10 protein-coding genes are annotated in these 15574 nt (G+C 66.4%); 3 read left to right on the forward strand and 7 right to left on the reverse strand.

Annotated elements, in window-relative coordinates:
• Positions 1-13: 13 nt before the first annotated feature.
• Genes AC1Q9M_RS00860 through AC1Q9M_RS00870 form a run of 3 tightly spaced genes read right to left on the reverse strand, consistent with a single transcriptional unit; the run spans position 14 to position 4800 of the window.
• The gene (locus AC1Q9M_RS00860; protein WP_382158185.1) at positions 14-1408 is read right to left on the reverse strand and encodes a TIGR03013 family XrtA/PEP-CTERM system glycosyltransferase; all 1395 of its coding nucleotides are present in this window, start codon (positions 1406-1408) and stop codon (positions 14-16) included.
• Complete coding sequence (locus AC1Q9M_RS00865) at positions 1405-3474, reverse strand: O-antigen ligase family protein (RefSeq protein ID WP_492431964.1); 2070 nt, start codon at positions 3472-3474, stop codon at positions 1405-1407. The genes AC1Q9M_RS00860 and AC1Q9M_RS00865 overlap by 4 nt, the downstream gene beginning before the upstream one ends.
• Before the next feature lie 3 nt (positions 3475-3477).
• Positions 3478-4800 carry a UDP-glucose dehydrogenase family protein gene (locus tag AC1Q9M_RS00870; protein WP_291118608.1) on the reverse strand — a complete coding sequence of 441 codons (1323 nt, stop codon included), beginning with the start codon at positions 4798-4800 and terminating at the stop codon, positions 3478-3480.
• A gap of 201 nt (positions 4801-5001) precedes the next feature.
• On the opposite strand from AC1Q9M_RS00870, the gene AC1Q9M_RS00875 reads away from it, so the two are divergent.
• Together AC1Q9M_RS00875 and AC1Q9M_RS00880 are read left to right on the forward strand one after the other, a co-directional pair.
• Complete coding sequence (locus tag AC1Q9M_RS00875) at positions 5002-6387, forward strand: right-handed parallel beta-helix repeat-containing protein (RefSeq protein ID WP_382324636.1); 1386 nt, start codon at positions 5002-5004, stop codon at positions 6385-6387.
• 375 nt (positions 6388-6762) lie between these two features.
• Entirely contained in the window at positions 6763-8991 is a 2229-nt protein-coding gene (locus AC1Q9M_RS00880) for an RIFT barrel domain-containing protein (protein ID WP_492431966.1), read from the forward strand.
• Between the two features lie 678 nt (positions 8992-9669).
• Here AC1Q9M_RS00880 and AC1Q9M_RS00885 read toward each other — a convergent pair.
• On the reverse strand, positions 9670-9873 hold the full coding sequence (locus tag AC1Q9M_RS00885; protein WP_382324630.1) for a hypothetical protein: 204 nt from the start codon (positions 9871-9873) through the stop codon (positions 9670-9672).
• 496 nt (positions 9874-10369) lie between these two features.
• Here AC1Q9M_RS00885 and AC1Q9M_RS00890 point away from each other — a divergent pair, with 496 nt between their 5' ends.
• Positions 10370-12286 (forward strand): RIFT barrel domain-containing protein, encoded by a 1917-nt coding sequence (locus AC1Q9M_RS00890; RefSeq protein ID WP_492431968.1) that lies wholly within the window; start codon positions 10370-10372, stop codon positions 12284-12286.
• Positions 12287-12367: 81 nt separating this feature from the next.
• Here the strand turns inward: AC1Q9M_RS00890 and AC1Q9M_RS00895 are convergent, their stop codons facing one another.
• From AC1Q9M_RS00895 to AC1Q9M_RS00905, 3 genes are all read right to left on the reverse strand, one after another.
• Positions 12368-13390 carry a polysaccharide deacetylase family protein gene (locus AC1Q9M_RS00895; RefSeq protein WP_382324627.1) on the reverse strand — a complete coding sequence of 341 codons (1023 nt, stop codon included), beginning with the start codon at positions 13388-13390 and terminating at the stop codon, positions 12368-12370.
• Positions 13391-13543: 153 nt separating this feature from the next.
• A complete protein-coding gene (locus AC1Q9M_RS00900; protein WP_382324625.1) occupies positions 13544-14620 on the reverse strand; it encodes an acyltransferase family protein in 1077 nt (358 codons plus the stop codon).
• Complete coding sequence (locus AC1Q9M_RS00905; RefSeq protein ID WP_444686490.1) at positions 14617-15312, reverse strand: SGNH/GDSL hydrolase family protein; 696 nt, start codon at positions 15310-15312, stop codon at positions 14617-14619. The genes AC1Q9M_RS00900 and AC1Q9M_RS00905 overlap by 4 nt, the downstream gene beginning before the upstream one ends.
• Between the last annotated feature and the right edge of the window lie 262 nt (positions 15313-15574).

Genomic DNA, 15574 nt, shown 5'->3' on the forward strand with positions numbered 1-15574 from the left:
AACGCCCAGGCGCTTACTGCGCGCCCTTGCCCGTCAGCACCACGCCGACGGTTTCGAAGATGACCACGAGGTCGAGAAACAGCGAGTGGTTCTTCACGTAGTAGAGGTCGTACTGCAGCTTCTCCGCCGTGTCTTCCACGGTGGAGCCGTACTGGTAGCGCACCTGCGCCCAGCCGGTCACGCCGGGCTTGACGCTGTGGCGCACCGCGTAGAACGGAATCTCCTGCGTGAGCTTCTCGACGAAGAAGGCGCGCTCGGGGCGCGGGCCGACCAGGCTCATGTCGCCGTTGAGCACGCTGAAGAGTTGCGGCAGTTCGTCGATGCGCAGCTTGCGGATCACCTTGCCCACGCGCGTGACGCGGCTGTCGCCCGCCGTCGCCCAGCGGGGAATGCCGTCCTTCTCCGCGTCGGTGCGCATGCTGCGGAACTTCACGACGTTGAAGGGCTTGTTGTTCAGGCCCACGCGCTCCTGCTTGTACAGGATGGGGCCGGAGCTCTCCAGCTTGATGACGAGCGCCGCCACCAGCATGATGGGCAGGGCGAGCAGGATCAGCACGACCGCGCCCGCGATGTCGAACAGGCGTTTGATGGTGGTGCGCAGGAAGCCCTGGTCGAAGCCTTCGCCGAAGATGAGCCAGCCGGCCGACACCGCATCGAGGCGGATCTGGCCGAGGTTCTGCTCGAAATAGGTGGCGATGTCGGTCACGCGCACGCCCGCGAGCTTGCAATCGAGCAGCTCGCGCATGGGCATGCTGCCGCCGCGGCGTTCGGAGAGCGCGATCACGATCTCGTGGACGCCCTTCTCGGCCACCACTTCGGTGAGCGACTGGCCTGGCTGCAGCGTGCCCCAGTTCGTCACGAGGTGCTCGCGCTCGTTGGGGCTGGCGAAATAGCCGCAGAGCTCGGCGCTCGATGAGGCCTTGAGCAGGCTTTGCCCGACCGCCTGCGCTTTCGCGCCGGTGCCGTACACCAGCACCTTGCGGCGCGTGAGCGACTTGGGCAGGAACTCGCCGGTGAGCACCTGGATGACCAGCAGCAGGCCGGTGGCCATCATCACGATCACCACGGCCCAGGTGTGCCCGTAGAACGCCTTCATGGGCAGCAGCAGCAGCACGCCCACCACGATCAGGCCCATCATCATGAACGAGACCAGCACGCGGGCGCGCAACTGCGTGTTGTTGAACACGCTGCCCCGTTCGTACAGACCCAGGGCCGAGTTGACCGCCAGGAAACCCATGCTCATGAGCAAGGCACGGAACAGGCCTTGTCCGATCTGCACGGCGGTCAGGTCTTCCGCGTCGGAAAGAAACACCAGGGTCGCCATGAACGCCGCGCTGATCAGGAGCAGGTCCATGAACATCTGCAGCAGCGTGCGGCGATCGAAGTAGTGGTTGAATAGCTTGATCAAACTTCTTTTTCCTGTAATGGCCCCGGGGGCTGTGCACGGCTCGGGCGCCCGTCCGAGAATACCGCCGACACCCCCTTCTGACGTTCTGTTACATAACGTGAATATTGCGGAATTCGGCGGAAGTGTGATGTTGTCAACAGGATCAGCAGCAGCATAAAAGCGATGCGCGGCAATTCGGTGACGCTGATGACCAGGCCGAGCACGCCCATGGCCGAGAGCGAGCCGGCCAGCGCCAGGGCCAGCGGATCCCCCGCCTGGAGGCCTTGAGCCACGCAGCGCCACGCCCACGCGGCCAGCAGGCCCAGCACCAGCCAGCCCAGCAGGCCGCGCTCGATGAGGATTTCCAGGTACAGGTTGTCCATGTGCCAGGGCTTGAAGCTGCTCTGCGCGGCGGGGAACCAGTAGCGCAACCCGGCCGAGAAGTCCGTGTTTTTCAGGATCTGCACGCCTTGCGGGTCCAGCAGCTCCACCGCGTGAATGCGGGCCGCGTGCCCGGTGCTCAGCACCGTCAGCGCGAACATGCCGTCGCGCCAGGACACGGCACGGCTCGCGTCCGAAAAGACCTGGCCCGACAGCGGGATGTCGTGCCACTGGGCCGCATCCGTGACGGCGGCCTCGGGCCTCACGTGTTTCCACTGGCATCGGAAGTCGTACAGCAGGTGCCGTTCGCACACGCTGAACAGCAGCACCACCGGGGCGTCGGTCTCGTAGCGGACCCGCACGCGGTAGTGCCCTTGTGGGGCCAGCGGGATGCGCTGGGTGAGACCGAAGTCGTAGGCGGCCTCCTGGCGCGTCGGCGGCCCCGAGAGCACCACCTGCCCGGCGCCTGCCGCGTCGCGCCGCCATCGCGCCTGCCCGGGAAACTCGCCATCCGGCACGCGCGCGCTGTAGTGCGCGGGCAGGCGCCCCGCGCCCAGGCCCAGCACCCAGTCGGCGGGCGTGCGCAGCAGGCCCAGCCCGCTCTGCCAGTGCGCCACGCGGTCCACCAGATCGGTTTCCGACTGCGCAAGTCGCCCTGTCATGAACGAGTGCCCACCGAGCACCCACACCGCCTCCGCCAGCAGCGCGAACACCAACACCCGCAATGCCCAGCCGCGCCGCCGCCCGCCGGACGCCGGCTGGATCTGGCAGCGCCTGGCCACGATGGCCATCACCATCAGCGAGACGGTGACCGCGAGGTACAGCCCTCGGGAATACGTGGTCAGCACCGCGTAGGTGCCCAGGACGGCCAGGACCGCCGCGCAGGCCCAGCGCCAGCCGCCCGGCGCCAGCCAGACCGCCCAGAACGTCAGGGGCACGGCCATCGCCAGGTAGGCGTCGATGGCGCCGCCGCCCACGTGCATTTCCCAGAAGTTCGCCACCGTGCGGTAGGAGTCGGAGAAATTCAGCACACCGACGTACCGCCCGCGCTCCCACAGCACGAGCACGCAGACCCAGGCCAGCCCGCAGAGCAGGCCCGCGAGGGTGAAGCGCGCCATCTCCCGCTGCCGCTCGACCGGCACCCGCCGCAGCACGGGATACAGCAGCAGCGCCCAGAGCAGGCTTTTGGACACGCGCAGCGGGTTGAAGGCGCTGGCGTAGTCCGCGTGCAGCGCCTGCAACCAGCCGTCGCCCGAGGCCCAGCCGGCCGCCACCGCCCGCGCGCTGACACCGGCGTCCCGCAGCCCGATGAACAGGCTCAACAGCGCGGAGGCACCCAGCGCGACGAGCAGCCCGACCCACACCCGGTCGGCCTGGACCTGGGTCTCGCTGGATGAAGAGGAGGCCGCACGGCCAGAGAAGGCCTCGAACCCGGACCGCGCATGCGCGCCGGCCAGCACCGCGAGCACCAGCAGGTCGAATTCGTCGATCAGCCACCAGCCCGTGGAGGGCGCCAGGCTGGCCACGGGCAGGAGCATGGCCAGCAGTCCCCCGATGGTCCAGGGCCGCCAGGCGGCGGCACCCATGCACAGGCACAAGGCGCCCACCAGGAGCGCGGGGGCCAGGGGATGTTGAACGGCCAGACCCAGGCAGGTCAATGCCGCGAGGGCGCCCAGGATCAGCGCGCCTGATCGCGGGCGCGCCATGGCTCAGCGCCCGATGGGCAGGTAGTCGAAGCCCTGGCTGCGCACCCAGGCCGGGTCGTACAGGTTGCGCCCGTCCACGATCAGGGGCTGTTTGAGCTTGGCCTTGATCAGGTCGAAATCGGGACTGCGGAACTCCTTCCACTCGGTCACGATGATCAGCGCGTCCGCCCCTTCCAGGGCTTCGTTGGGGTTCTGGGCGTAGCGCACGCGGGATTCGTCGCCCAGCACGCGCTGGGCTTCGTGCATCGCAACCGGGTCGTAGGCCGTGGCGGTGGCGCCGGCGGCCAGCAGATCGGCCAGCAGCTCCAGGCTCGGCGCTTCGCGCATGTCGTCGGTGTTGGGCTTGAAGGCCAGGCCCCACACGGCGAAGTGGCGACCCTTCAGGTCCGCGCCCAGCTTGCGCTTGATCTTGTCACCCAGCACATGCTTCTGCGCATCGTTGGCCGCCTCCACCGCGGTCAGCACCTTCAGGTCCAGGCCACCTTCGTCCGCCGCCGTCTTGATCAGGGCCTTGACGTCTTTCGGGAAGCAGGAACCGCCGTAACCAGCGCCCGGGTACAGGAAGTGGTAGCCGATGCGCGGATCGGAGCCGATGCCCTGGCGAACGCTCTCGATGTCGGCGCCCAGCTTCTCCGCCAGGTTGGCCAGCTCGTTCATGAAGCTGATGCGCGTGGCCAGCATGGCGTTGGCCGCGTACTTGGTGAGTTCGGCGCTGCGCACATCGGTGACGATCAGGCGCTCGCGGTTGCGCTGGAACGGCGCGTACAGCGCGCGCATGAGGTGCACCGCCTGCTCGTCGTCGGCGCCCACGATGATGCGATCGGGCCGCATGAAGTCCTCGACCGCCGCGCCTTCCTTGAGGAACTCGGGGTTGGACACCACGGCGTAAGGCGTGTCGACGCCGCGCTTCTGCAGCTCCTCGGCAATCGCTTCCTTCACGCGGTCGGCCGTGCCCACGGGCACCGTGCTCTTGTCCACCACCACCTTGTAGTCGGTCATGCGCTGGCCGATGCTGCGCGCCGCGGCCAGCACGTAGCGCATGTCGGCCGAACCGTCCTCATCGGGTGGCGTGCCCACCGCGATGAACTGGATGGTGCCGTGGTGCACGGCGCGGTCGACGTCGGTGGTGAAGTGCAGCCGCCCCGCCGCCACGTTGCGTTTGACCATCTCCTGCAGCCCGGGCTCGTAGATGGGAATGCCGCCCTCCTCGAGGATGCGGATCTTGTCGGGATTCAGATCCAGACAAAGCACATCGTTGCCCACCTCCGCCAGGCAGGCCCCGCTGACCAGACCCACATAACCCGTCCCTACCACAGTGATTTTCATGATGATTTTTCTCAGGCCGATAGATTCACAAAGCGCTCATCATAGCGACCGAACAAGTCGTTTTCAGCATCGAAATGCAGTCATAACGTTGCATTCGACACGCTCGCGGCTATCATGACCCGGACACAGAAACGGGGAACTCCATTGAAACCGAGGCGCAGATGGTTGTGGTTCGCTGCGTCAGGCCTGCTGGTTTTCCTCATGGCCGCCACAGCCTTTCTGGTGAGCGACCGGGGGCGGCGCCTGTACGCCGAGGCCAGTTCCCGGAGTCCGCAGGAGCTGATCCGCCATGCACAGCACCGGCTGGAAGGCCACCGCGTCCTGGAGGGCTTGCTTCTTCCAGGACTGCATGCCCTGCAGCGGCGCTGGGAAAGGACACCGCCACCGGGACCTTTGCCCACGCTCGGCAAAGGCCAGCAGAGGGTCTCCATGGCGCCCGCGGTGCCCGAAGCCGGCACGGTGATCCGCGTGGACACGGCCACCGGCCTGGCACAGGCTCTCCGGGAGGCCGGCCCCGGCACCCACATCGTCATCGCCCCTGGCCGATACAGCGTCAACAAGACCCTGCGGCTCGGGCAGGACGGCCGCGCACAGGCCCCCATCCTGGTGAGCGCCCTGGTGCCTGGCAGCGTCCAGCTGGACTTCACCCAGGTGGCGGGCATCCAGATCGACCGGCCCTACTGGGCCTTCGAAAACCTCAACATCCGCGGCGCCTGCGCGCGCGAACACGACTGCGAGCACGCCTTCCATGTGGTGGGTCGCGGTGCCTTCGCCACGCTGCGCAACAACCACGTGCAGGACTTCAATGCGCACATCAAGGTCAACGGCCTGGACGGCGAGTGGCCCGACCACGGCCTGGTGGCCTTCAACACCCTGACCAACCGCGCCACCCGGCAAACCGACAGGCCGGTCGTGATGCTCGACCTCGTCGGCGCCAGCCATTGGAAAGTGCAGGACAACCTGGTCACGAACTTCGCCAAAGGCCAGGGCAACCGGGTCGCGTATGGGCTGTTCATGAAGGGCGCCAGCGAAGGTGGGCGCATCGAACGCAACCTCGTGATCTGCTCGCCCACGGACGTGTCGCGCCCGGGCGAGCGGGTGGGCATCTCGTTCGGCGGGGGTGGCACCCAACCGGCGGCGGTGTGCCGCTCGGACGGCTGCGCGACCTTCGAGCACCGCCACGGGCTGGCCGCCAACAACATCGTGGCGCACTGCAACGACGCCGGGCTCGACATCAACCGCGCCAGCGACATCGTGCTGGCCCACAACACCCTGATCAACACGGCGGGCGTCTCCGCCCGACGGGCCCCGACACAGGCCCGCCTGCTCAGCAACCTGTTCGAAGGAAACATTTCGGAGCGGGATGGCGCGGCTCTGGGCCTCGAATGGAACACCCAAGCGCCGATGGCGCAGGTTTTCGTGAACCCGGATGCCTTACTTCTCCAATGGTTCGAGCCGCCGGAAACAATACCTTCGCGGACCTTTGTAACCAATGATTTCCGGGGCCTCGCGAGGCGGGACGCCACGCTGCCGGGCGCGCTGGAGCAGGATTTCCCAGTGAAACCCGCACCGGTCTCCGCGAATTGACGCCACGCCGCCCGAGCGGTCACTCTGACGGCAAGAAGTGCAACTCGTAACACGTGGCAACAGGGTTGTAGGGCGAGTCCTACGACAATAAGGGCTGCGGGGCATTTGGCGTGCCAGCCATTCCCTGGTTTCCCGGCCACGACTCCAAAGCGCTTGGGCGCTCGTTCAGGTCGGGTTTTTTGTGCCATCGGCATTTCACGAGGTGGGTCCATGCTCCCGCATGTCGTTCTGGACGGTGTGCCTGTCGGTCAACGCTCCAACCGCTGAAATGCCGCCCGTAAAGTCAACCGACGCACTTTTTTCGTGAACGTGGTCACAAGCCACCGACATTTTCGACCGTTCGTTCCCGCCAGCACACCTCTCACCGGCATCGCCATGAACCCTTCCAAGACCCCCGCCATCCGCGACGCCAAGTGGCTCTCCGTGCTTTTCATGATGGCGGCCATCTCGGGTTGTGGTGGCGGTGGCGGTGGTGGTACCGCATCGGCGCAAACCCCCGGCGAGACCGTGACCTCGACGCCCGCACCGGCACCGGCACCGGCGCCCTCGATCTTCCCGCGTCCTCCGGCACCCGCCCCTGCACCAGCCCCCTCCCCGGCTCCCGCGCCTGCTCCCGCACCGGCTCCAGCACCAGCCCCCGCCGCTGGCGTCGGTGGCCTGGCCTGCGCGGCCAACGCCATCACCTGCGTGGAAGTCTCCACCGGCACGGCCTCCAGCGCCCTGCCCATCACCTTCGGCCAGCCCTTCAAGGCCGGCGCCGTGCAAGCCAACCAGGGCCTGGTGGCCACCGACAGCAGCGGCGCGAGCGTGCCCCTGCAGATGGATGAGGTGACCTCCCACCGCGACGGCTCCCTGCGCTTTGCCGTCCTCAGCGCCAAGGTCAGCAACCTCGCTGCCAACCAGCCCAAGCTGATCAACCTCTTCGCCGGTGCCAAGTCCTCGGCCACCCAGACCATCCCCGCCAGCCCCGACTGGAACCTCGAACTCGAGGCCAAGGTCTACAACGGCAGCACCCTGGTCTCCACCCTGGTGGCCAAGCCCCAGGACCTGCTCAAGCAGCAGATCGCCCAGGGCTCGGGCCGCCGCCTCAACGGCAGCGTGGCCACCGAGTACACCGTGGTCGCGCCCTTCAAGGACAGCGCCAGCAACGCCGAGCACCCCCACCTCTCGGCCCGGCTGCACACCCGCCTGTACGACGGCGGCGCCAGCATCCGCACCGACATGGTCCTGGAGAACAACTGGACCTTCAAGGCCAACCCGGGCAACCTCACCTATGAGCTGACCGTGCGCCGCAACGGCCAGGTCGTGCACACCCAGCCGCGCATCACGCACAACTACCAGGCGCGCTGGCACAAGGTGCTCTGGACGGGCAACACGCTGCCCCAGTACCGCGTGCGCCACCACATGCCGTACTTCCTGGCCAGCAAGGCCACCTGGAACTACGACCTGAGCGTCAAGATTCCTGAGTCGGTCCTGGCCGACGAGGCCCGCGTGCTGGCCAGCTCGAACACCGCGCCCATGGGCCCGGCCATGCTGGTGCCGTACTTCCCCACCACCGGTGGTCGCTCGGAGATCGGCCCGCTGCCGCGCTGGACCGCGCTGTACCTCATCACCCAGGACGACCGCGCCCGCGCCAGCATGCTGGCCAACGCCGATGCCGCCGCCAGCGTGCCCGTGCACTACCGCGACGAGGGTTCCGGCCAGCCGCTGGATGTGCAGCGCAACCCCAACGTGTCGGTGCGTTTCGGTGAGTCTTCGCCCAAGCTGCCCACGCCGACAGGCACCACGATCTACACGCCGGACACCGCCCATCAGGCCTCGTTCGCCTACATCCCCTACCTGATCACGGGCGATGCCTTCTACCTGGACGAAGCCATGTTCTGGGCCAGCTGGAACATCGCCGGGGTCGACCCGTTCTACCGCGAAGGCACCAAGGGCCTGATCTACGGCAACGAGGAACGTGCCCAGTCCTGGGCCCTGCGCTCCATCGACGAGGCCTCGCGCATCGTGCCCGACAGCCATCCCATGAAGTCGTACTTCCAGACCCGGTTGGCCAACAACCTGAACTGGTACGTGCAGAACTACCCGCAGAACGCCAACGCGGCCGCCCGCTCGCCCTTCGGCGCCATCAAGAGCCCGTGGGACACCAAGAAGGCAGGCCCCTGGCAAAACGACTTCATGACGCTGGTGCTCGCACAGATCGCCGAGGACGGTGACCCGCAAGGCCGCGCCATGCTGAACTGGATCACCCGCTTCACCGTCGGCCGCTTCCTGAACGAAGCCAACGGCTTCTGCGTGGCCAAGGCCCCGGGCTACTGGTGGGACGTCACCGACTCGGGCAACCAGTTCTTCAGCAGCTGGAAGACCTTGTTCGACACCAACTACGCCAGCCTCAAAAACACCCCGTGCGCCGGCATGGCGATCACCGAAGGCTCACCGGACCGCGTGGACGACTACGCCGCCTACGCCCGCGCCATGCTGGCCGCCACCAGCAGCGCCGGTGTCACCGGTGCCAGCACCGCCTACGCCACCTGGAAGTCCATGACCCCAAGGATGGACGCGGGCTTCGCCAGCGACCCCACCTGGGCCATCGTTCCGCGCTGAGCGGGCGACAGCGGCGGTCCACCCCAGCGGGTGGGCCCTGCTCATCAGCGCCGCCCAGCCTCTGGACCGTGGCGCGAATTTTCCTGTGAATGCGGCCGTTGGCCGCCCATCCCTCAACGTCCGCTCGTTGACGGGGAATTCCTTGCGCATTGCCCGCTAACACGCGGCTTCGAAATGCCGTCACCGGAATTCTTTCTTTCATATTCTTTCAACTCACCCCCTTTCCCGGAACGGAAAAGGATGGCCCAATCCTTTCAACGGGCAAAAACCACCTTCTGGCGGTTTTGGCTAATGTTTCATTATTTCGATCCGATAAGTCAACCTTAATTTAATTGCACCATTTTCCGAATTGGCGCATTCAATGCGCCTGATGCTCAGTGCGGCGCCTCCCGTGGGGAAACCACGATTGAGGCAACCAACTTTCCCGCTAGGCAAATCGCCCGGCACGCGCTGCCAGGCCATTCCACCTGGGCTTCTCGAAAAAAAGAAGTCACAGCCGTGAAATGGCAACGGGAAGTTAATAAAACACCCCAATCATTTCAACATGTTTCGCGACATGCATCACGAATGCCGCGCATCGTTTCCGGACGCCTGCCCATCGGCTTGCATTCCGAAAATGGCGGCAATCGAATTACATTGAATTCCAAGATCTGTTGACCCAGCAGGCCAATGCTTCGATCAGCCGTGTGCAAGCGGTTCTTTTCCTTCTTGACTTTCAGGTGCTCTCTCCATGTCCTCACTTTCTTCCTCCCCTCGCCCGGCATCGCATGCCAGCGTGCTGGCCGCCTGCGCGGTGATGTTTTCGATGGTGGCCGCGTCGGCGCAGGCCCAAAGCACCACCACCGCCGCAGCCACCACTGCCAACTGGAACCAGCTCTCCAAGGAGGGCCAGCTCTTTGTCGTCTCCGGCACCAAGAACGTTCGCTATGGCACCGGCAGCCGCTGGGTCTACAAGTCCGTGCGCACGGTGGGGCTCTGCTCGACCGGCTATTTCGGCTCCGATCCGGCCCGTGGCTCGGCCAAGACTTGCCAGGTGATGGCCGCCGCCACCCCGGCACCTGCACCGGCACCGGCACCGGCACCGGCGCCAGCCCCCGCGCCGGCTCCAAAGCCACCTGCGCCAGCGCCAGCGCCTGCGCCTGCGCCTGCGCCTGCACCTGCACCTGCACCTGCACCTGCACCTGCACCTGCACCTGCACCTGCACCTGCACCTGCACCTGCACCAAAGCCTCCCGCACCCGCACCCGCACCTGCTCCGGCTCCGGCTCCGGCTCCGGCTCCGGCTCCGGCTCCGGCTCCAGCCCCCGCACCTGCTCCCGCACCTGCTCCAGCCGTTGGCTCCGGTGGCCTGGCCTGCGCGGCCAACGCCATCACCTGCGTGGAAGTCTCCACCGGCACGGCCTCCAGCGCCCTGCCCATCACCTTCGGCCAGCCCTTCAAGGCCGGCGCCGTGCAAGCCAACCAGGGCCTGGTCGCCACCGACAGCAGCGGCGCGAGCGTGCCCCTGCAGATGGATGAGGTGACCTCCCACCGCGACGGCTCCCTGCGCTTTGCCGTCCTCAGCGCCAAGGTCAGCAACCTCGCTGCCAACCAGCCCAAGCTGATCAACCTCTTCGCCGGCGCCAAGTCCTCGGCCACCCAGACCATCCCCGCCAGCCCCGACTGGAACCTCGAACTCGAGGCCAAGGTCTACAACGGCAGCACCCTGGTCTCCACCCTGGTGGCCAAGCCCCAGGACCTGCTCAAGCAGCAGATCGCCCAGGGCTCGGGCCGCCGCCTCAACGGCAGCGTGGCCACCGAGTACACCGTGGTCGCGCCCTTCAAGGACAGCGCCAGCAACGCCGAGCACCCCCACCTCTCGGCGCGGCTGCACACCCGCCTGTACGACGGCGGCGCCAGCATCCGCACCGACATGGTCCTGGAGAACAACTGGACCTTCAAGGCCAACCCGGGCAACCTCACCTATGAGCTGACCGTGCGCCGCAACGGCCAGGTCGTGCACACCCAGCCGCGCATCACGCACAACTACCAGGCGCGCTGGCACAAGGTGCTGTGGACGGGTGCCACACTGCCGCAGTACCGCGTGCGCCACCACATGCCGTACTTCCTGGCCAGCAAGGCCACCTGGAACTACGACCTGAGCGTCAAGATTCCTGAGTCGGTCCTGGCCGACGAGGCCCGCGTGCTGGCCAGCTCGAACACCGCGCCCATGGGCCCGGCCATGCTGGTGCCGTACTTCCCCACCACCGGTGGTCGCTCGGAGATCGGCCCGCAGCCACGCTGGACCGCGCTGTACCTCATCACCCAGGACGACCGTGCCCGCGCCAGCATGCTGGCCAACGCCGATGCCGCCGCTGGCGTGCCGGTGCACTACCGCGATGAAGGCTCTGGCCAGCCACTGGATGTGGAGCGCAACCCCAACGTGGCCGTGCGCTTTGGCTCCTCCACGCCCAAGCTGCCCACGCCGACGGGCACGACCATCTACACGCCGGACACGGCGCACCAGGCTTCGTTCGGCTACATGCCCTACCTGATCACCGGCGATGCCTTCTACCTGGACGAAGCCATGTTCTGGGCCAGCTGGAACATCGCGGCGGTGGACCCCTACTACCGCGAAGGCGCCAAGGGCCTGATCTACGGCAACGAGGAACGTGCCCAGTCCTGGGCCCTGCGCTCCATCGACGAGGCTTCGCGCATCGTGCCCGACAACCACCCCATGAAGTCGTACTTCCAGACCCGGTTGGCCAACAACCTGAACTGGTACGTGCAGAACTACCCGCAGAACGCCAACGCGGCCGCCCGCTCGCCCTTCGGCGCCATCAAGAGCCCGTGGGACACCAAGAAGGCCGGCCCCTGGCAAAACGACTTCATGACGCTGGTGCTCACGCAGATCGCCGAGGACGGTGACCCGCAAGGCCGCACCATGCTGAACTGGATCACCGGCTTCACCGTCGGCCGCTTCCTGAACGAAGCCAACGGCTTCTGCATGGCCAAGGCCCCGGGTTACTGGTGGGACGTCACCGACGCGAGCAACCAGTTCTTCAGCAGCTGGAAGACCCTGTTCGACACCAACTACGCTGGCTCGAAGGGCGCCTCGTGCGCCGGCATGGCGATCACCGAAGGCTCACCGGACCGCGTGGACGACTACGCCGCCTATGCCCGCGCCATGCTGGCCGCCACCAGCAGCGCCGGCATCACCGGTGCCAGCGGTGCCTACAGCAAGTGGAAGTCCATGACCCCGAAGATGGATGCCGGCTACGTGAACGACCCCACCTGGGCCATCGTTCCGCGTTGATCCCGCTTCAACCGCTCTGACCTTCAACAACCCTCTCTTCGCAGAGGGTTGTTTGTTTTTGGCGGGTGATGCGCGAGGCGCTCAGTGCGCGACGGCCGCGACTGCCTGTGCGGCGCCAACCCGTGAGCGCGCCAGTTGCTCGACGCGGGTCAGCGTGGAGAAGGTGCCGCCCAGGCGGTTCTGGAAAAAGCTCAGCACGGACTCGATGTTCGCCAGGAAGGCGACCAGATCGGCCTCGGTCTTGACGTACGGGGTGTTGCCCGGCTGCAAGGTCGGCGAGTGGTAGGTCATGGTGAACACACGAACGCCTTCGTGGAACAGCGTGGTGAGCAGGCGCTCCTGCGACTGCACATCGAAGCCTTCCGGGCTCAGCCTGCCGCGCTCCAGCCACTTCATGCGGCTCATGACGCCGGGCAGGCGAAGCCGCTGCGAGAGGTTGCTGCCGATGAGCCAGGGATTGGCGGGGCCCATGCGGCGCAGGCGGCCCGAGTAGCCCACGGTCATGGGCACTTCGAGCAAGGCGTGCGAGGCGTCGGTGAAAAAGGGGCGGTCGGACATGCCCTGGTAGTTCGGCCCGCCTTCGAAGGAAAAATTGGTGTGGGGCACCACGCTGCAGTCCACGGTGTAGCCCAGTTCCTGCAGGATGCCGAAGGTGTTCGGCCCCACGCCGTAGCGCCCGGCCTTGAACACCCGCGGCGCGCGGCCGAAGGCCTGGGCCACCGCGTCGGTGCTGGTGCGGATCTTGGCTTCCTCCAGCTCCAGCGGCAGGTTACCGTGGTACGAGTTGAACACCGACACCGTTTCGTTGTGTGGCGGCGTGACCCAGGGATGGCAGTGGGTGCCGAATTCCGCGCGGCCCGCGTCCACCAGCCCGCGCAGGTAGCGGGTGGCGGCCACCGAGCTGGCCACCGGGTAGTCCATGACGTAGGTCGGCACGACGCCGAACCGGTCGTAGAGCGCGTGCACCCGGTCCTGGGAGGAAATGGATTGGGTGGCGGTCGCCTGTCGGTTGAAGGGCTGGTTCCAGTTGAACTCTTCTTCGGTATCGACGACCACCAGCAGCACCGGCGCGACAAGGCCCAGTTCGACGGGCTGGGGGTCCAATCCCGGCAATCTCATCGAATCTTCTCCCGAATGCCGTGGTGCGTTGTGCATTGTTGTACATACCCCATGGGGCTAGCGCGATCTGTCACCGCACCAGCATACCGCGCCGGCTTTTGCGTGGGTGCGGAGTTCGTCACGCTTCTTCTCCCGCCTTCAGCGCGCGATCCACTTGCGCAGCACGGGGCCGAGCTTCTGTTCGACCCCGACATTGACCGCCCAGGCCACCAGCAGGGCCAGGGCGATCATGCCCAGGGTCACCAGCGTCATGCCCCAGGACGCGACCAGGCCGGACGCCACCGCCACGCTGAACAGGGCATAGCCGGCGTGCTGGTGGATCAGGTACAGCGGGTAGGTGAGGCGGCCGGACAAATCGCTCCATGTCGAGGGTTCAATCGGTACCTTGCGGCGAATCATCCAGTAGAAGAAGGCGAAATACGACAGCAGGATGGCCTCGATCACGAGGTTGTTGGGGCTGTCGTCCAGGGCCAGCAGCTGCTCCAGGCTGTCTGCCTGGCCATTTTCACGCCACAGGTACATGCAGGCCAGCGCGGCGCAGCCCAGCAGCGCCAAGCGCCGACGGGTGGTCCAGCCCGACTGCCGCACCAGGAAGAAGAAGGCGCCGGCGGCGAACAGGGGCGCCCATTGGGCGCTGGTGACGATCTCCACGGTGTACATGGGGCGAATGAAATTGACCAGCGACAGGCCCAGCCAGAGGATCAGCAGCGTCTCGATGCGCTTGAGCTGCCCGGTGGCGATCGCCACGCCGATCCAGAAGTAGAAATTGATCTCCACCGCCAGCGACCAGTACGCGCCATCGACGAGGTTCTGGCCGAACACCCGGGGCAGCATGGTCAGGTTGGCCGCGTACTGGGCCCAGGACTCGGGCTTGAACGGCGCGGCCGGCGCGGCCAGCTCGATCAGCACCGTCAGGGTCATGCACACCCAGAAGGCGGGCATCAGCCGGGACACGCGGGAGGCGATGAAACGCCGCACGCTCGAATTCTGGGCGGTCATCATGATCACGTAGCCGCTGATCATGAAAAACAGGTGCACCCCCACGTAGCCATAGGAAAAGACGTGGTACAGGATGGGGCTCTGCTGGCCCTGGATCGAGCCATCGCGAACCCCCGCATGGAAGTAGTGGAAGCCGACCACGATCAGGGCGGCGAAACCCCGGAGCCAGTCCAGTGCGGGTTGGCGGTGCGACTGCGAGGGTGGCGATTCGATCATGCGGGTTTCTTGGTCAGGACGGCCTCGATGGCCTGGAGCAACAACAGGGAACCGGTGGCATCGAGATGCAGGCCATCGCCCGCCAGGGACGCGCGGGCCAGGGCGCCCTGCCCCGGCACCGCGTCGACCATGGCATGGCCGCGCTGCCGGCACATCTCGGCCACCGACGCGTTGACGGCCTCGGCCGGGTTGCCGGGCAGCACGGGAATGCCGACACAAACCACCTGGGCGGACGCGGGCATGCGGTCCAGGATCGCATGCCAGGCCAGCCGCACGTCTTCGGGCGTGCGGCCCTCGATCAGGTCGTTGGTGCCCGCGCCGAGCACCACCGCGCGGGCCCGGGGCAGCGAAGTGTAGCGATCGAGGCGCTGGCTCAGCCGCTGGGCCGTTTCACCGCCGATGGCGAAGTTGTAGGCCTGCGCCAGGCCCCCCGTGGGCAAGGTCTGGAGGTGGCTGTCGCCGAAGAAGAGGATCGCGCCACGCGGCACCAGGCGGTCCACGCTCAGCTGGTGGGCGATCGTGCGCCGCTCGAAGAGGCGCTGGGACACCGTGGGCGCGGACTGCCAACGCTCCAGGCGCCACAGGAACGCCTCCGAAAGGCGCGCGGAGCCGCCAATCGCCAGGACCGCGCAGGCGATCAGCGCCGCCACGCCCCAACCCGTCCACAGCGATAACCTGGGTGAATGTTTCACAAGATCAAAAGGCTTCGAGCCCGCAACAATGCGAGAGGGTCTGTTGCAAGAAGTCCTGCATCTTGTCAGTGTCGTTTGGTCGGGAATGTCGGAAATGCATTTCGGCGTGAGTTATGTCGTACAAACTGCGGGAAAGCGGCCCGGAAAGTCAGAAAAAATACAACACGACCGGGTTATCATTTGTTACACAAGTTTCTGATGGTACTCATTTGTATTCATTCGAGGAGCTTTCCTGCACGTAGGGGGTTTTTGCAATGCACTT

This window comes from Hydrogenophaga sp. GW823-FHT04C09 (assembly GCF_058796355.1).